We start from the raw sequence: 15,877 nt of genomic DNA, 5'->3' as shown, positions 1-15,877 counted from the left end.
GCCACACAACCCACACTTCGCATACCTAACTGCCCCCTGAACGGACCGTGCCCGGTCGAATACAGTGCTGAGCGCTCGTATGTACGGACGGTGCCCGTGAGGAGGTCATGGTGGTGAGTGTGACGTCGGGTGCCGTCTGGGGCCGTACCGAGCAGCAGGACTTCCGGAGCCGGGTGCGGGGGACGCTCCTCGGCAGCGCCGTGGGGGACGCGCTCGGCGGGCCCGTGGACGGGCTGACGCTGGAGGAGATCCAGGCGGCCTACGGGCCCGAGGGGCTGGTCGACCTCGGGATCGGGTACGGACGGCGCGGGACCGTCACTCATCACACGCAGCTGACTCTCTTCACCGTGGACGGGTTGATAAGAGCCCAGGTGAGGAGGGACACGGGGGCCTGGCATCCGCCCACCGACCTGCACCGGGCCTATCTGCGGTGGGCGGCCACCCAGTGGGACTGGGGGCCGGACGAGCGGCGCGCGGAGGACGGGTGGCTGGCCCGGGAGGAGTGGCTGTACGCGCGACGGGAGCCGACCCGGTCGCTGCTGCTCGGGCTCGGGGACAAGAAGATGGGGACCCTGGAGTCGCCGAAGAACCCGGACGACATGGGGCCCGAGGCCGTCGCCAGGTCCGCTCCGTTCGGGCTGCTCGTCGGCTGGGAGCCGCAGCTCGTCGTACAGCTGGCCGTGGAGTGCTCGGCGCAGACGCACGGGCATCCGACCGCCTGTCTGTCGGCGGGCGCGTACGCCGTGATCGTGCACGGGCTGGCGCGCGGCCAGTCCCTCGACGGGTCGGTCCAGCAGGCCCTCGCCCTGCTCGCCACCCGGCCGGGGCATCAGCCCGTCTCGGACGCGTTGCAGCACGCGCTCGGGGCCGTACGGCAGGGGATGCCCTCCCCGGCGCGGGTCGAGGAGCTGACGGGGGACGGGGCGGCGGACGGGACGCTCGCCGCCGCGGTGTACTGCGCGCTCGTCGGCGCGGACGTACGGCACGGGCTGTGTCTCGCCGTCAACCAGGCCGGGCCCTCCGCCGTCGCCGGCGCCCTCACCGGCGGCCTCCTCGGCGCCCTGCACGGCGAGACGGCCCTCCCGCCGGCCTGGGTGGCCGAACTGGAGGGCCGTCCGACGATCCTGGAGCTGGCCGACGACTTCGCGATGGAGATGACCCAGGGGCCGGCGCTGCACAGCCCGGCGGGTGCGGCTCCGGGGTGGCTGGCGCGGTATCCGCGGAGTGGCTGAGCGGCAGCGCCCCGGAAGGGGCGCGGCGCGGGCCGTGGTTGGTGTGCGGCGCGGGCCGTGGTTGGTGTGCGGCCGGCGCCGGTTGGGCGCGCTCAGCTCCCGCCGTTCCGCCGCCGCCCCACGGCCTCACCCCGTGCCGCCTACTGCGTCGGCACGCTGTCCCCGGCTCCGGCTCCGGCTCCGGCTCCGGCCCCGGCGGGCACCGCGGCCGCCGACATTCCGTCGCCGTCCGTGTTGACGCTCTCGATGATCGCCAGGCGTTCCGGGGTGTCCTCCGGCTTCAGGTAGCCGATGAGGACGTAGAGGACGAGGGAGACGGCGAGGGGGATCGACACCTGGTACTGGAGCGGGACGCCGCCCTCGACGTTCCAGTTGATCGGGTAGTTCACCAGCCAGAAGGCGAACAGGCCCGCCGCCCAGCTGGTGAGCGCGGCCGTCGGGCCGGAGCGGCGGAAGGGGCGGAGCAGACCCAGCATCATCGGGATCGCGATCGGGCCCATCAGGCCGGCCACCCACTTGATGACGATGGTGATGATGTCCTTGAAGGTGGGGGAGTTGACCTGGGTGGCCACCGTCATGGACAGGCCGAGGAAGACGACCGTGGTGACGCGGGCCGCGATCAGGCCCGAGCGTTCGTTCCAGGCCCGCGCCCGCTGCGAGAGGACCGGCGCCACGTCACGGGTGAAGACGGCCGCGATCGCGTTGGCGTCGGAGGAGCACATCGCCATCGTGTGGGAGAAGAACCCGACGATGACCAGGCCCAGCAGACCGTGCGGGAGGAGCTGTTCGGTCATCAGGCCGTAGGAGTCGGAGCCGTCCGGCTTCTGGGCGTGGACCAGGAGGGGGGAGATCCACATGGGGAAGAAGAGGACGACCGGCCAGACCAGCCAGAGGGCGGCGGACAGGCGGGCGCTGCGCTCGGCCTCCCTGGGGCTGCCCGTCGCCATGTAGCGCTGGGCCTGGTTGAGCATGCCGCCGTTGTACTCGAAGAGCTTGATGAAGAGGAAGGCCAGGAGGAAGACCGTGCCGTAGGGGCCGACCAGCGGCTTGCCGTGGCCGTGCAGGGCCGGCTGGCCGAACGCGTCGAACAGGCCGATGCCCTTGTCGTTCAGCTTCAGGACGACGGCGACGAACATCGAGATGCCGGCCAGGAGCTGGATGGCGAACTGGCCCAGCTCGGTGAGCGCGTCCGCCCACAGGCCGCCGATCGTGCAGTAGACGGCGGTGATCGCGCCGGTGATGAGGATGCCCTGGTTGAGGGAGACCCCGGTGAACACCGACAGCAGGGTGGCGATCGCGGCCCACTTGGCGGCCACGTCCACGATCTTCAGCAGCATGCCGGACCAGGCCAGCGCCTGCTGGGTGGAGAGGTTGTAGCGGTTCTTCAGGTATTCGAGAGGGGACGCCACGTGCAGGCGGGAGCGGAGCCGGTTGACGCGCGGGGCGAAGAGTTTCGAGCCGATCGCGATGCCGAGGGCGATCGGGAAGGACCAGGTGACGAACGAGGTCACGCCGTAGGTGTAGGCGATGCCCGCGTACCCGGTGAACATCACCGCGCTGTAGCCCGACATGTGGTGCGAGATGCCGGACAGCCACCAGGGCATCTTGCCGCCCGCGGTGAAGAAGTCGCTGACGTTGTCCACGCGTTTGTGTGACCAGATGCCGATCGCGACCATCACACCGAAGTAGCCGATGAGCACGGCCCAGTCGAGCCCGTTCATGCGCCCCCCTTCCAGGGTCCGCCTACTGAACTCCGCTCAGCTGGCTGGCACTTCGCATAAGCGGAGCGGGGACGGGGAAGGCCGCGAAGTGCCCGCTCATCGTGGGTTCCGTTACGCGGGCACGACAAGCGGGCGTAGGGTCAAGGCAAAGTAAAATCGTTCGTCTTCCTGACCTTGGTTCACGAGTATGAACGATGCGATGGTCGGCCCAATGGCCGGGAACCGACCCCCTCAGTGCATCAGCTCCCCCGCGTTGACCAGCAGCGACTGGCCCGTGATGGCCCGCGCCCGGTCCGACGCCAGGAACACCGCCGCGTCCGCCACGTCCCCGTCCGTCGCCAGGTCCGGCAGCGCCATCCGCCCGGTCAGCCGGCCCAGCACCTCGTCCTCCGGCACCCCTTCCGTGTGCGCGGTGAACTGGACGTACGCCTGCACCGGCGGCCCCCACATCCAGCCGGGCAGCACGGTGTTGACCCGGATCCGGTACGGCCCCAGCTCCCGCGCCAGCGAGTACATCGCGCTGGTCAGCGCGCCCTTGGAGGCGGCGTACGCGGCCTGCTTGACCTGCGAGGGCGCGGCGACGGCGGACTGGGTGCCGATGAAGACGACCGAGCCGCCGCCCGCCGTCTTCAGGGCCGGCAGGCACGCCCGGGTCATCCGCAGCGTGCCCAGCAGGTTCACGTCGATCACCGAGGCCCAGGTGGCGAAGTCCGCGTCCTCGACCCCGCCGAAGTAGGAGTCCCAGGCGGCGACATGGACCACCGCGTCGATCCCGCCGAACCGCTCCCGGGCCAGCTCCGCCAGTGCCTCGCACTGGCCCTCGTCGGTGATGTCGGTGGCCCGGTACGCGGTCCGGGTGCCCTCCGGGTCGATCCCGGCCGCGCTCTTCGCGAGGTTCGCCTCGGTCCGCGCGCCCAGCACGGCGTTCCCGCCGTCCCGTACGACGGCCGCCGCGACCTGATGGCCGAGCCCGGCGCCGACCCCCGAGACGACGACGGTCCTGCCCTCCAGTGGTGACATAACTGACCTCCCGGCTCTGCCACTTGCCTGACGGTCCGTCAGGTTAGGGGTGAGCGCGGGAGGGTGGAAGGGGTCAGGTGCGGCCCGGCCCCAACGGCGCTGGCTCCGCCCCGGGGGGGGCGGAGCCGGCGGATGTTCACGGCCTCACGGGGAGGCTGCGGATGTTCAGGGCCACACGGGGAGGGTCAGGAGCGACGGGTCCGGCGGGTGGCGTAGAGCGTGCCGGCGCCGAGCGCGATCACCAGGGCGGCGCCGCCGGCGATCAGGGGCGTCGAGGAGCTGGCGCCGGTCTCGGCCAGCGGCGGGGTGCTGGTGCTGGGGGAGGGGGCCGGGGTGGTGGGCGGCGGCGACTTCATCGGGGGGACGTGGGACGTGGTGGGCGGGGTGGAGGAGGAGGCGGGCGGGGTGGAGGTGGCGGGGGTGGAGGGCGTCGGGGTGGCCGGCGCGGAGGTCTCCGGGGCGGGCGGCTGGCTGGCCGGCGTCGACGCGGAGGGCGTGGGGGACTCCGGCTGGGCGGGGGTGCACGCCTTGTCGCCGCCGTTCCAGGCGGCTATGAGGTGGTACGGGGTGACGACGTTGCCGGGTTCGTAGGGGGCGGGGCCGTGCCCGTCCCCCGGCTTGCCGTCGTAGATGACGTCGTCGCCGTACAGGTCGATCTGCCCGAAGCAGTCGGGGCTTTTCACGGCCAGCTTCTGCCAGGTCCGCTTGGCGTCGTCGCCGCCGGCGACGTCGTCGGCGGTGAGGTACACCGTGGCGTGGTCGACGAGCGTCTGGTGGCCGGAGGTGTACCAGTTGGAGCCCTCGGTGGTGTACTCGGCCAGCGACACCGGGTACGTGCAGCCGGCGCCGACGCTCTGCCCGGGGGCCAGGCGCACCTCGACCGTGCCGGGAGCGGTGTCCCACTGGTGGAAGCCGCCCTGGGAGGTCCAGTCGGCGCCGACCGGCTTTCCGTCGGCGTCGACGATGCGGTACTGCACGGTGGCCGTCTGGCAGCCGCTCGCGGAGGAGGCGCTCGCGGTCGTGGCCCCGGCGAGGGGCGCGGCGGCGAGGAAAGCGGTTGCGGCGAGGACGGCCGACGTTCTGGGGCGTGAGAAGCGCGTCAAGATGTGCCCTTGCGGAAACTAGGTGTGGGAGGTGGTCGTGTGCGAGGGGTGTACACAGGCCGGCGGAAGGCGGCGTAGCTCAACCCTGGCGTCACTTCACTCACTGTGGTCGCAGTGAGGCGATCCGCATTCTCGCCAGCTTGTCGACGCCCGTCAATCTCTTGCGAATTGAACAACCTCTCCCGCACCGTCGGCCGGCTCCGCCGCCCTCTCGTAATCTGACGCACAGTCAGCTACACCGGAGTCATGACAGGCGACTCGACGCACACAGAGAACGACACACGCAGTCAGGTCTACGCGGAACTGGCCGCCGTGGGGCCGTACGGCGTCCGGCCGGGCCACGCCCTCATCACCATGGTCGAACCGCACCCCGGGCACGAGTACGCGTACAACCGCTGGTACGAGGACGACCACTACTACGCGGGCGCGATGGCCATGCCCTGGATGTACGCCGGACGCCGCTGGGTCGCCACCCGCGACCTGCAACTCCTGCGCTACCCCGAGAAGTCGGCCGTCGCCCAGCCGGTGACCGCGGGCTGCTACATCTCCACGTACTGGATCACCGACGGCCGCTACGCCGACCACATGAAGTGGACGGTCGCCATCAACCGGCGGCTGAACCGGGACGCCCGCGTCTACCAGGACCGGACCCACGTCTTCACGGCGTTCCAGGACCACGAGGCGACCGTGTACCGGGACGGGGCCGCCGGGCCGCGCGACTTCCACGCCCTCGACCATCCCTACGCGGGGCTGGTGGTCGAGGTCGTCGACAGCGAGTCGGCCGGGCAACGGGCCGAACTGGTGGAGTGGTTGCGCGGGCGGCACCTGCCGAAGAGGCTGGCGGGTTCGCCGGCCGCCATGGTGACCGTCTTCCGGCCGACCCCGCTCCCCGGGGACCGGATGACGTACGTGAAGCAGGTCGAGGGGGTCGACACCCGGCTGACCCTGCTGTGGTTCCTGGAGGCCGACCCGAGGGACTGTTGGGACGCGCGCTTCACCGGCCTGGACGAGGACGTCGCCGCCTCGGGGCTCGGCCGGGTGGAGCTGGTGGCGCCGTTCATACCGACCGTGCCGGGCACCGACCGGTACGTCGCGGAGCTGCGCTGAACCAGGTGACGTGAACCGGCCGCCCCGGTGGCCGAGTTAGGACATCCGGGGCCGTGACTTCCCGCAGTACGCGCCGGACTTCCACGGCGCGCGGGCGGCGGGCGGGGGCCGTGTCCCCATACAGGGATGACCGACGCAACCGCAGCGACGACCCCTCCCGCCGCCTCGGCGCGTGAGCGCACCACCTGGGCGGAACTCTTCTTCGACCTGGTCCTCGCGTTCGGCGTGAGCCAGGTCGCCCACCCGGTCGCCGCGCACCCGAGCTGGCCGGTGCTGGGCGAATGCCTGCTCGTGCTGGTCCCGCTCTGGTGGGCCTGGGTGGACGTGGTCATGGCGATGAACGCCGTGCACGAGACCAACCTGCAACGGGTGTTCCTGCTGCTGACCGCGCTCACCGTCTACGGCATGGCGGTGGCCGCCCCGCTCGCCCTGGAGAACCGGGAAGCGGCGCTGCTGTACTCCGGAAGCTATCTCGCCCTGCGCCTGCTGATCGGCGAGGCGATCCGCCGGGAGTGCGCCCTCTACACGATCCACCCCTACCGGGCCGGACTCGCCTTCGCCCTGGTCCTGTTCGCCAGCGCCACCGCCCCGCCGCCCTGGCGTGAGGTCTGCTGGGCCTGCGCCGTGATCGCCGAGATCGCCGCGCCCCTCGTACTCGGTGGCCACCTGCGCCAGTTGGCGTTCGGCGTCAACCATCTGCCCGAGCGGTTCGGCCTGTTCGTCATGATCGCCCTCGGGGAGAACGTCTTCGCCGTCGGCGCCGGCGCCGCCACCGGCCCGCTCGCGCCGGCCGAACTGACCGCCCTCGTCCTCGCCTTCCTGGTCGGCTGCGCCCTGTGGTGGCTCTACTTCCACCTGGTGGCCTCGGCCGTCGCACATGCCCTGCGCACCCATCCGACCCCGTCCGTCGTCGTCCGCGACGTGCTCAGCTACGGCCATCTGGTGCTGGTCGTCGGCCTGTTGCTGGTCTCCGTCGGCGCCACCCGCACCGTCCGTTCCCCCCTGCACACGCCGGACGGGCTGAGCGCCGCCCTGCTGCCGTCCGGCGCCGCCCTCTTCATGCTGGCGTTCTGCTACACCCGGCGCCGCATGTTCGGCGCCGCGTCCGCCACCCGCTTCTACTGCGGTCTCGCCCTGCTCGTCCTCGCCCTGCCGGTGTGGCGGCTGCCGGGCGTGGCGACCCTCGCCGTCACCACCGTGCTGCTCCTGCTGGTCAACGCGGTGGAGCACTGGCTGATCAGCTCCGGGCGGCAGGTGCCGCTGATCCTGCGCAACCGGGCGTTCGGTACGAGCTGACGGCGACCTGACGTAGTAGGCCGACGGATCTGGGGCAGTGCCGGACGCCCTCCTGAGGCGGCCCCGGCGGGACGCGAAGCGTTCCTAACTTCGCTGTATGGAACTTTCCGGCCCCCGCCATCCCGGCACCCATTCCGGCACCGCCGACGAAGAGCAACAGGAGGTGGCTTGATGCCGTCCCGCAGCGCCTTACCAGCCCTGCTCTCCCTGTCACTGGGCTACTTCAGTCTGGGGACGATCTCGCTGGCGGTCGTCGGCCTGAACGGCCCCATCGGCGACGACCTGCACGTCCAGCCGGCCACGGTGGGCATCCTGGTCACCGTCTTCGCGCTGACCTTCGCGGTCTGCGCGCCCACCGCCCCCATCGTGCTGCGCCGATGGAACCGCAAGCGGGTGCTGCTCGTGGGCATCGGCCTGCTCACCGTCGGCGCGGCCCTCGGTGCCGTCGCGCCCGGCTACGGCTTCCTCACGGCCACCCGGGTGCTCGGCGCGATGGGGGCCGCCGTCTTCGGTCCCGGCGCCTCGGCGGCCGGGGCGCTGATCGTGCCGCCCGAGCGCCGGCAGCGGGCCCTGGCCACGGTGTTCGGCGGCATGACGGCCGCGGCGGTGCTCGGCGTGCCGCTGGCCTCGTTCCTCGGCGGCTCGCTGGGCTGGCGGCCGGCCCTGCTCGGCGTGGCCGCGCTGTCGGCGCTCGGCTTCGTGGCGGTGCTGGTGTTCGTCCCCGAGATCCCGTCCGGCGAACCGCCGACGGTCGGCGCCTACCGGGAGGCGATGCGCACCCCGGCCACCGCCGCCACGGTCACCACCACCCTGCTGTTCATGGCCGCCCAGTTCACCGTCTACGGCATCGCGGGCGCCTATCTGAAGGACCGCTTCGGCGCCTCCTCCGGGCTCATCTCGCTGACCCTGCTCGCCTTCGGCGTCATCGGGGTGGCGGGCAACGCCTGCGCGCCGCGGATCGCCGAGCGGCTGGGCGGCGGGCGCACGGTGAGCGTCGCCGTGCTCGGTCTCGCGCTGGGCTTCGTGCTGCTGTTGGTCGCCCCGCACTCCGCGCCCGGGGTCGTCTTCTTCGCGTTCTGGGCGTTCTTCAGCCAGCTGTACCAGGCGCCGCAGCAGGCCCGGCTGGTGGAGCTGGTGCCGCTGCAGCCCGGTCTGATCCTCGCCCTGAACGCCGCCGCGCTCTACCTCGGGATGAGCCTCGGCAGCTTCATCGGCAGCTCCCTGCTGCCGGACCTGGGCGCCGGCCCCATTCCCTGGGCGGCCCTGGGCGTCCTCGTCCTGGCCGGACTGGCCCACCTGTCCTCGGTCCGGCAGGTCGCCGCGGCGGCGGCCGGTGCGGAACGGGCCGCGAGCGCTCCCGTACACACCGGCTGAGCGCTGCGCGCTCCGCGCCGGGAGTGCCGCGATGCCTTGTCGGTTGTCTGCGGCGCCGTCGTGGCTTGGCGCGCCCACGCGGCGGCAGCCGCACATCGACACAGCCCCGCGCCCCTTTCAGGGGCGCTCCACCAAAGCCAGTTCCATTGAGTCAAGGAGAACCCATGAGCAGCCACCAGGTGAACTTCGTGCGCGAGTACATCGAGACCGTCTGGAACCAGGGGCGGACCGAACTAGCCGACAAGTACCTGGCCGAGGACCTCATCCAGCACAACCCGAACCTGCCCGACGGGCGGGCCCCGCTGGTCGAGTTCGTCGACGGCTTCCACAAGCAGTACCCGCGGGCGCGGTTCGAGATCCGGCGCGCGGCCGGCTCGGGAGACCTGGTGTTCCTGCACACCCGCTTCCGCGGCGACCCGGACGACCGCGGCATGGTCGTCGTGGAGGTCTTCCGGATCGACGAGGGACTGATCGTCGAGCACTGGGACGTCCGCGACGAGATCCCGGAGACCACCGTCAGCGGACACGAGGTCGTCTGACCGCCCCGTCCGCCGGCTCCCCCCTGCCGCCCGGGAGGCTCCGCGCCTCCCGGGCGGCGGCCGTTTTCCCCCTGAAACGCCCGAGAGACAGGAGACACCTGTGACACGACAGCAGCAGCCGGCCCGGCGGCCGGCCGCCGGGCTCACCCGGCGCGGACTGATCGGCTCGGCGGCCGCCGCCGGGGCCGGCGCGGCCCTCCTCCCGGCCCCCGCCCGCGCCGCCGACGAGACGGCCACCGCCACCACGACGGCCGCCCCCGCCGCGGTCACCGTCGACGCCTCCGACACCCGATACCTGGACCTCACCTCGCGCGGCTACAACGCGAGATTCACCGCCGCCCCCGACTCCGTGCGGCTCGTGCACAGCACCGACCAGGTGGTGGCCGTCGTCCAGGAGGCGGTGCGCGACGGCAGACGCGTCGGGGTACGCGGCGGCGGGCACTGCCTGGACGGGCTCGTCGACGACCCGGACGTACGGATACTCGTCGACATGTCCGGGATGGACGCGGTCCGCTACGACCCCGCGCGCCGGGCCTTCCTCGTCGAGGGCGGCGCCACCCTCGGCCACGTCTACCGGACCCTGTACCTGGAGTGGGGCGTCGCCCTGCCGGGCGGCACCTGCCCGACCGTCGGCGTCGGCGGGCACGTCACCGGCGGCGGATACGGCGCGATGTGCCGGCAGCACGGCGCCGTCGTGGACCACCTGTACGCCGTGGAGGTGGTCACCGTCGACGCCACGGGCACCGCCCGCGCGGTGGTCGCCACCCGGGACGCCGACGACCCGCACCGCGAGCTGTGGTGGGCGCACACCGGCGGGGGCGGCGGCACCTTCGGCATCGTCACCCGGTACTGGTTCCGCTCCCCGGACGCCGCCGGCAGCGACCCCGCGACCCTGCTGCCCAGGCCCCCGAAGACGCTCCTGAAGTCCACGGTCACCATCAAGTGGAGCGACCTGACCGAGGCGGCCTTCACCGCCCTCGTCGCGGACCACGGCACCTGGCACGCCCGCAACAGCGTCGCCGGGTCCGCCTACGACAGCCTGCACAGCGTGCTCATCCTGTACAACCGCGTCCAGGGCGCCGTCGTGCTCAACTCCCAGATCGACGGCACCCTTCCGGACGCGTCCGCGCTGCTGGACGCGTACGTCACGGCGGTGGCCGGCGGCATCGGGGCGCCGTACACCGAGGTCCGCTCCTCCTGGCCGTGGATGAAGACGACGCTCAAGGACCCGTACGACACAGGCCTGTACAACCGGACCAAGTCCAAGGGCGCCTATCTGCGCAGGGGCTGGTCCGCCGCACAGGCCGCGACCCTCTACGGCTACCTCTCCGACGCCGGCTACGACGGCCACGCCGGGATCCTGCTCTACTCCTACGGCGGCAAGGTCAACACCGTCGCGTCCTCGGCCACCGCGCTGGCCCAGCGGGACTCGGTCCTGAAGGCCAACTTCACGACGTACTGGCCGGACGCGGCCTCCGACGACCGGCACGTCACCTGGATGCGCAACCTCTACCGGGACCTGTACGCCGACACCGGCGGGGTGCCCGTGCCGAACGACACCAACGACGGCTCGTACATCAACTACCCGGACACCGACCTCACCGACCCGGCCTGGAACACCTCGGGGGTGTCCTGGCAGAGCCTCTACTTCAAGGACAACCTGGCCCGGCTGCGGGCGGTGAAGGCGGCCTGGGACCCGCACAACGTCTTCCACCACCGGCTCTCCGTCACCGCGCCCTAGCTCTCGGAGACACCGGACCGGGGACATGGACGAGCCCCCGCCTCGCTGCGGTGAGGCGGGGGCTCGTCCCGTTCGGGGGAGGCGCTGGGATCAGCCGAGGCCGGCCGGGAACGCCACTCCGGTCAGGGACTCGCTCAGCTCCCGGAGCCGGGCGCGGGACGTCTCGTCGTACGCCTGGGCACCGGCCCGGGCCCGCGTCGAGCGGTTGAAGTAGACGCCCGACACGTTCTCCAGGGCCGGGTCGGTGATCAGCCGCAGGGTGTTGCGCATGCCGTCCGCGACCGTGCTCTGCGGGGTGAACAGGTTCACCACCATCTTGGTCGGCATGTACGACGCCGGGTGCAGCGCGTTGACGGTGACCCCGGTGCCGCGCAGCCGCTCGGCCAGGTCGAAGGTGAGGGAGATCTGGGCCAGCTTGGCCTGGCAGTAGGCCTGCACGCCGTCCCAGTGGCGCTCCAGCATCACGTCACGGAAGTCGATGGGGGCCTGGCCCGCGGAGCTGACGTTGATGATCCGGGCGGGTGCCGAGGCCGCCAGCAGCGGGGCGAGCCGGCAGCTGAGGACGTACGCGGCCAGGTAGTCGACCTGGAAGGTGAGCTCCAGCCCGTCCTGGCTCTCCTGCCGGGCCAGCTCGACCCCGATGCCCGCGTTGTTCACCAGCACGTCCAGCCGGTCGTACGTGGTGAGGATCCGCTCGGCGAGTTTGCCGATGTCCTCCAGCGAGGAGAAGTCGGCCAGCTCGTAGCTCAGCCGGCCGGTGGCGCCGGCCGCGCGCAGCTCGGCCAGCAGGTCCGCGCCCTTGGCCGCACTGCGGCCGTGCAGGATCAGTGACGCGCCCTGCGCGGCGAGTTCACGGGCGACCGCGCGGCCGAGACCGTCGGTCGCGCCGGTGATGAGAATGGTCTGCTCGGGAACGGCCTTCATCGTGGGGAACTCTCCTGTCAGGCGTACGTTGCCAGTTCTTCGGTGGACTGGTCGGTGTATCCCTGGCTGACCTCCACCACGATGCCGTCCGGGTCGGACACCCACACCGTCTTCCAGCCGGGGATGAACTCGTCGAACGTCAGCGGCCCGAGCGTCGGCTCCAGCTCGCCCCGGGCCGCGGCGAGGAACGCGTCCACGTCGTCGACCTGGAAGGCGAGGTGGCGGGCGGTGCCGGGGCCGGCCGGGCCGTCCTTGTCGGCCGTCACGAGCGGCTCCGCGTCGGTCGCGAACAGCTCCAGGTAGACCGGGCCGTTGCGCAGGAACACCACGCGGACGCCGTCGGCCTCCACCACCCGGGCCCGGCGGAAGCCGAAGTGCCGGGTGTAGAAGTCCTCGGTGGCCTTCTGGTCACGGCAGTTGAGGCCCACGTGCGACCAGCGCGGGCCGTGCGGGGCGGCGGTCGTCATGGCCGTCACTTCCCGGTGACCGCGGCGAACGGCACGGTGTCGTGGACGTTCGTCATGTAGGTGATCAGCCCGCCCCGGACACGGAAGTAGTTGCACACCGCGGCCTCGACCGTGATGCCGTCCGGGGTGCGGGCGGTGATGTCGGAGACCACCGCGGCCTGCTCGCCGTCCACGACGACGTGCCGGGGCACGTTGGCGAAGGAGGCGTACATCTGCGGGAAGCCCTTCATCATCTCGCGGAGCGTCTCGCGTCCCTCGACGTGTCCGGCCAGTTGCTCGTCCATGGTCTGGTCGACCGCGAACAGGTCGCACCAGGCGTCCCAGTCGCCCTCGTTGGCCAGCCGGTAGTACGTGTCGACCACTTCTCGGGTGCTCATGCGCCCGTCCTTTCGTGTCTGCCTGCTTTCCGGTCTGCCCGTGCCGTCCAGGACGGGGGTGTCAGGGGAGGGGCACGCCGAGCTGGCGCATCAGGCCCGTGGTGTCGGCCTGGACCCAGCGCTCGACGACCTTGCCGTCCTCCAGGCGGTAGACCTCCAGGCTGGTCCAGGAGACCTCCTTGCCGGTCGGCTCCTGGCCGAGGAAGGGGCCGATGTGCCGGCCGTGGAAGGTGATGTGCATGATCACCTTGTCGGGGGCGGCCGGGTACAGGGCGTCGAGGTGCACGGCCATGTCCAGCGCGTCGTGCGCGGCCTTGATGATCCCCTTGAGCTCGTCGAGGCTCTCGACGCTCCAGGCCGGGTTGTTGTCCTTGAACGTGGGCCCGAACAGCTCGTCGAGGTCGTCGTAGCGGCGCTCGTTGACGGCGTCGCTGACCTGCCGGACCACGGTGTAGTTCAGGTCGTCGGAGGAGACCTGGGCGCGCAGGCCGAGCAGGTCGTCCTGGGCCCACCGCTCGGCGAACAGGCCGTTCTCGGCCCGCCAGATCTCGGTGGTGGACCACTGGACCTTGCGGCCGGTGGCCGGGAAGCCGAGCACGTCGCCGAGGTGGGTGCCGGTGAGCTTCACCCGGGTGACGATCCGGTCGTCCCCGAGCGGCACGCCCTCCTCCAGCTCGCCCTTGAGGTCGAGCGTCTCGTGCGCGCCGCGCACCGCGTCCAGGTAGGAGTCGATGCCGGTGATGTCGAAGCCGGGGTGGTGGTCGGTGAAGTCCGGGCTGAGGACGGCGCGGACCCCTTGCAGGTCGCCGGCGTTCAGCGCGTCGAGGAAGCTCCCGTAGAGCTTCCGGATGTCCTGCTGGTCACGGGTGGACATGCTGCATCCCCTCGTTCGGTCGGGCGGCGGTCGAAGGCGGCAGGGAGGTGCCGAGGGCGAACGCCGCCGCGCGCTCGCCGATCATGACGCTGGGTGCGTGGGTGTTGCCGGCCACGATGGACGGCATGACCGAGGCGTCCGCGACCCGGAGGCCCGCGACGCCGTGGACGCGCAGCTCGGGGTCGGTGACGGCGTCCGGTCCTGTGCCCATCCGGCAGGTGCCGGCCGGGTGCCACAGGGTGGTGGCGTTGGCGGCGACGTAGGCGCGCAGCTCGGCCGGGCCCGACACGTCCTTGCCGGGGCCGAGTTCGTCGCCGCGGAAGGCGTCGAAGGCGCGGGTGGCGGCGAGTTCGCGGGCCAGTTCGACGCCGTGCACCAGCACGTCGAGGTCGGCCGCCGAGGTGAGGTAGCCGGCGCTGACGACCGCGTTGGACTCGGGGTCGGCGTCGCGCAGCCGTACCCGGCCCCGGCTGTGCGGGAGCACGGCGATCGGCGCGAAGGTGAGGCCGGGGCCCTCCCACTGCTCGGCGGGCGCGCCGGCCGGCAGGAACTTGACCGGGCCGAAGGTGAACTGCAGGTCGGGCGGCCCGGCCGGGTCGGCGGCCGGGGTGTGGGTGAACAGCCCGGCCTCGGAGAGCAGGGCGCCGGGCGGGTGCTCCCGCAAGGACTGGTAGCAGACGGGGGTGAAGAGGTGGTCCTGGAGTCCGGCGCCCACGCCCGGCAGGTCCCGCACGCAGTGGATGCCGTGCGCCCTGAGGTGGTCGGCCGGTCCGATGCCGGACAGCATCAGGAGCTTCGGCGACTCGAACGCGCCCGCGGACACGATGACCTCACGTTCGGCGCGTATCCGTGCCGGTGCGCCGTCGCGGACGTACTCGACGCCGGTGACCCGGTCCCCGTCGAGCAGCAGCCGGGTGGTCCGGGCGCCGGTCACCACGGTCAGGTTGGGCCGGTCGAGGGCCGGGCGCAGATAGGCGTCGGCGGCGCTGCACCGCCCGCCCGCGTCGTCGCGGTTGGTCTGGTACAGGAAGCCGAACCCGTCCTGCCGGGCGCCGTTGTAGTCGCCGTCGCCCGGCGCGTCGTGGCCGAGTTCACCGGCGGCCGCCACGAAGGCGCGGGCCAGCGGGGACGGGGCGTCCAGCTGCCGTACCCGCACCGGACCGTCGGCGCCGCGCAGCTCGGAACCGCCGCCGGAGTAGCTCTCGGCGGCCCGGAAGTACGGCAGGACCTCGTCGTACGACCAGCCGGTCGCGCCCTCGGTGACCCAGCGGTCGTAGTCGTGGCGGCTGCCGCGCACCCACATCAGGGCGTTGACGGAACTGCACCCGCCGAGGACCTTGCCGCGGGCCACCGGGACGCGGCGGCCGTCCATGCCGGCCTCGGGTTCGGTGACGTAGCCCCAGTCGATCTCGCCGCGCCAGTCGGCGGTGAGCAGGGAGAGGACCGAGGCGGCGTCGGCGTGGTGGATCTCCGGACGTTCGTCCGGGCCGCCGGCCTCCAGCAGGGTCACGGTCACGGACGGGTCCGCGCTGAGCCGGGCGGCGACGGCGCAGCCGGCTGAACCCGCGCCGACCACCACGTAGTCGGCGGCCGGTGGCACCGGGGGAGTCGGATTCGACGGCATGACAGCCTCCAAACGGTGACGGGGTCAGAGGGCGGCCGGCTCGCCGACCTGGTAGTCGACGATCACCGGGGCGGCGCCCGGCGCGGGGCGTTCGAGCCGCCACTGCTGGTTGATCCGGAACGAGGACACGGTGCCGTCGGCGGTGGACTTCGCCGTCCACACGACGGTCAGGTCGATGCCGATCCGCGGTCCGTCCTCCTGGTGGACGAGCTTCTCCACGGTGTGGTCCTGCTCGCTGTAGGCCTCACCGACCGCCACGTACCAGTCGACGAAGTCCGCGTGGCTGTGCAGGGTGCGCTCGGGGAAGGCCATCTCCAGGCCCTCGTCGGCGACGAAGGGCAGCAGCTCGGCGACCGGGGCGTGCACGTTGAGCAGGCCGAACCAGCGCTGCACGAACTCCTCGATCTCCCGGTCGGAGCCGGTCTGTTCGGTGGACATGGATGTCTCCGCTCATCGGGGTCCCGCTCCCGGCGACCGG

General features: G+C 72.0%; 15 protein-coding genes. 6 read left to right on the top strand and 9 right to left on the bottom strand.

Annotated features, from left to right (window positions below; all coding sequences use genetic code 11):
• Window positions 1-113: 113 nt before the first annotated feature.
• On the top strand, window positions 114-1,232 hold the full coding sequence (locus tag AB0P24_RS14135; RefSeq protein WP_365793601.1) for an ADP-ribosylglycohydrolase family protein: 1,119 nt from the start codon (window positions 114-116) through the stop codon (window positions 1,230-1,232).
• A gap of 140 nt (window positions 1,233-1,372) precedes the next feature.
• Here the strand turns inward: AB0P24_RS14135 and AB0P24_RS14130 are convergent, their stop codons facing one another.
• From AB0P24_RS14130 to AB0P24_RS14120, 3 genes are all read right to left on the bottom strand, one after another.
• Window positions 1,373-2,953 carry a sodium:solute symporter family protein gene (locus AB0P24_RS14130; RefSeq protein WP_365793599.1) on the bottom strand — a complete coding sequence of 527 codons (1,581 nt, stop codon included), beginning with the start codon at window positions 2,951-2,953 and terminating at the stop codon, window positions 1,373-1,375.
• Between the two features lie 231 nt (window positions 2,954-3,184).
• Complete coding sequence (locus AB0P24_RS14125) at window positions 3,185-3,973, bottom strand: SDR family oxidoreductase (protein ID WP_365793597.1); 789 nt, start codon at window positions 3,971-3,973, stop codon at window positions 3,185-3,187.
• Window positions 3,974-4,158: 185 nt separating this feature from the next.
• Complete coding sequence (locus tag AB0P24_RS14120; RefSeq protein ID WP_365793595.1) at window positions 4,159-5,076, bottom strand: LAETG motif-containing sortase-dependent surface protein; 918 nt, start codon at window positions 5,074-5,076, stop codon at window positions 4,159-4,161.
• 246 nt (window positions 5,077-5,322) lie between these two features.
• On the opposite strand from AB0P24_RS14120, the gene AB0P24_RS14115 reads away from it, so the two are divergent.
• The 5 genes from AB0P24_RS14115 (at window position 5,323) to AB0P24_RS14095 (ending at window position 11,133) form a co-directional block, all read left to right on the top strand.
• The gene (locus tag AB0P24_RS14115; protein WP_365793593.1) at window positions 5,323-6,183 is read left to right on the top strand and encodes a hypothetical protein; all 861 of its coding nucleotides are present in this window, start codon (window positions 5,323-5,325) and stop codon (window positions 6,181-6,183) included.
• A 126-nt stretch (window positions 6,184-6,309) separates the two neighbouring features.
• Window positions 6,310-7,479 carry a low temperature requirement protein A gene (locus AB0P24_RS14110; RefSeq protein ID WP_365793591.1) on the top strand — a complete coding sequence of 390 codons (1,170 nt, stop codon included), beginning with the start codon at window positions 6,310-6,312 and terminating at the stop codon, window positions 7,477-7,479.
• Window positions 7,480-7,650: 171 nt separating this feature from the next.
• Window positions 7,651-8,853, top strand: a complete 1,203-nt coding sequence (locus tag AB0P24_RS14105) for an MFS transporter (RefSeq protein WP_365793589.1) — start codon at window positions 7,651-7,653, stop codon at window positions 8,851-8,853.
• Window positions 8,854-9,017: 164 nt separating this feature from the next.
• Entirely contained in the window at window positions 9,018-9,392 is a 375-nt protein-coding gene (locus AB0P24_RS14100) for a nuclear transport factor 2 family protein (RefSeq protein WP_089102071.1), read from the top strand.
• Window positions 9,393-9,492: 100 nt separating this feature from the next.
• On the top strand, window positions 9,493-11,133 hold the full coding sequence (locus AB0P24_RS14095) for an FAD-binding protein (RefSeq protein ID WP_365793587.1): 1,641 nt from the start codon (window positions 9,493-9,495) through the stop codon (window positions 11,131-11,133).
• Between the two features lie 90 nt (window positions 11,134-11,223).
• On the opposite strand, the gene AB0P24_RS14090 is transcribed toward AB0P24_RS14095, so the two are convergent.
• The 6 genes from AB0P24_RS14090 to AB0P24_RS14065 form a co-directional block, all read right to left on the bottom strand.
• Window positions 11,224-12,057, bottom strand: a complete 834-nt coding sequence (locus AB0P24_RS14090; protein ID WP_365793585.1) for an SDR family NAD(P)-dependent oxidoreductase — start codon at window positions 12,055-12,057, stop codon at window positions 11,224-11,226.
• A 17-nt stretch (window positions 12,058-12,074) separates the two neighbouring features.
• Window positions 12,075-12,524 carry a VOC family protein gene (locus AB0P24_RS14085; RefSeq protein WP_365793583.1) on the bottom strand — a complete coding sequence of 150 codons (450 nt, stop codon included), beginning with the start codon at window positions 12,522-12,524 and terminating at the stop codon, window positions 12,075-12,077.
• A gap of 5 nt (window positions 12,525-12,529) precedes the next feature.
• Window positions 12,530-12,901 carry a nuclear transport factor 2 family protein gene (locus tag AB0P24_RS14080; RefSeq protein ID WP_365793581.1) on the bottom strand — a complete coding sequence of 124 codons (372 nt, stop codon included), beginning with the start codon at window positions 12,899-12,901 and terminating at the stop codon, window positions 12,530-12,532.
• 61 nt (window positions 12,902-12,962) lie between these two features.
• A complete protein-coding gene (locus AB0P24_RS14075; RefSeq protein WP_365793579.1) occupies window positions 12,963-13,775 on the bottom strand; it encodes an ester cyclase in 813 nt (270 codons plus the stop codon).
• Window positions 13,762-15,399, bottom strand: coding sequence for a GMC family oxidoreductase N-terminal domain-containing protein (locus tag AB0P24_RS14070; RefSeq protein WP_365793577.1), 1,638 nt, complete (start codon window positions 15,397-15,399; stop codon window positions 13,762-13,764). Before AB0P24_RS14070 ends, AB0P24_RS14075 begins: the two co-directional genes overlap by 14 nt.
• A 24-nt stretch (window positions 15,400-15,423) precedes the next feature.
• Complete coding sequence (locus AB0P24_RS14065; RefSeq protein ID WP_365793575.1) at window positions 15,424-15,837, bottom strand: hypothetical protein; 414 nt, start codon at window positions 15,835-15,837, stop codon at window positions 15,424-15,426.
• Window positions 15,838-15,877 lie beyond the last annotated feature (40 nt).

Origin of the sequence: Streptomyces sp. NPDC086519 (assembly GCF_040686075.1) — a bacterium.
Lineage (GTDB): Bacteria > Actinomycetota > Actinomycetes > Streptomycetales > Streptomycetaceae > Streptomyces > Streptomyces shenzhenensis.
This window is presented reverse-complemented; position numbering and strand designations above follow the sequence as displayed.

Bases quoted from the DNA above. Each gene is read 5' to 3' on its own strand.
- AB0P24_RS14130 (WP_365793599.1), bottom strand. From the start codon at position 2,953: ATGAACGGGCTCGACTGGGCCGTGCTCATCGGCTACTTCGGTGTGATG.
- AB0P24_RS14125 (WP_365793597.1), bottom strand. From the start codon at position 3,973: ATGTCACCACTGGAGGGCAGGACCGTCGTCGTCTCGGGGGTCGGCGCC.
- AB0P24_RS14115 (WP_365793593.1), top strand. From the start codon at position 5,323: ATGACAGGCGACTCGACGCACACAGAGAACGACACACGCAGTCAGGTC.
- AB0P24_RS14110 (WP_365793591.1), top strand. From the start codon at position 6,310: ATGACCGACGCAACCGCAGCGACGACCCCTCCCGCCGCCTCGGCGCGT.
- AB0P24_RS14105 (WP_365793589.1), top strand. From the start codon at position 7,651: ATGCCGTCCCGCAGCGCCTTACCAGCCCTGCTCTCCCTGTCACTGGGC.
- AB0P24_RS14100 (WP_089102071.1), top strand. From the start codon at position 9,018: ATGAGCAGCCACCAGGTGAACTTCGTGCGCGAGTACATCGAGACCGTC.
- AB0P24_RS14090 (WP_365793585.1), bottom strand. From the start codon at position 12,057: ATGAAGGCCGTTCCCGAGCAGACCATTCTCATCACCGGCGCGACCGAC.
- AB0P24_RS14085 (WP_365793583.1), bottom strand. From the start codon at position 12,524: ATGACGACCGCCGCCCCGCACGGCCCGCGCTGGTCGCACGTGGGCCTC.
- AB0P24_RS14080 (WP_365793581.1), bottom strand. From the start codon at position 12,901: ATGAGCACCCGAGAAGTGGTCGACACGTACTACCGGCTGGCCAACGAG.
- AB0P24_RS14075 (WP_365793579.1), bottom strand. From the start codon at position 13,775: ATGTCCACCCGTGACCAGCAGGACATCCGGAAGCTCTACGGGAGCTTC.
- AB0P24_RS14070 (WP_365793577.1), bottom strand. From the start codon at position 15,399: ATGCCGTCGAATCCGACTCCCCCGGTGCCACCGGCCGCCGACTACGTG.
- AB0P24_RS14065 (WP_365793575.1), bottom strand. From the start codon at position 15,837: ATGTCCACCGAACAGACCGGCTCCGACCGGGAGATCGAGGAGTTCGTG.